Source organism: Acinetobacter sp. NIOH-H-8 (genome assembly GCF_046635365.1).
Taxonomy (GTDB): Bacteria; Pseudomonadota; Gammaproteobacteria; order Pseudomonadales; family Moraxellaceae; genus Acinetobacter.
Map to the genome: position 1 here is coordinate 1 of NZ_JBHDVN010000415.1, position 201 is coordinate 201.

The 201-nt window shown below is 32.3% G+C and carries 1 pseudogene; it reads right to left on the reverse strand.

Annotated features, from left to right (window positions below):
- Positions 1-201, reverse strand: a pseudogene (locus ACEWB7_RS18910) (IS30 family transposase); the annotation flags it as partial.

Here is a 201-nt window from a genome sequence, read left to right on the forward strand (position 1 = left end):
TTTTAATATCCTGTAATATAGAATCTTTTTTAGGTTCACCGTTAGCTTTTCGCTTTTTATTTTCATGACGCAGACAGGATAATAAGTCTTTTTTCAACTCACCCTTTGGTAATGCTCGTATAGTTGAGTAAATCGTTGTATGGCTTACATTCATTGTTTGATCCAAATCAGAAAATGTCTTTAAACGCTTCGATATTTGCT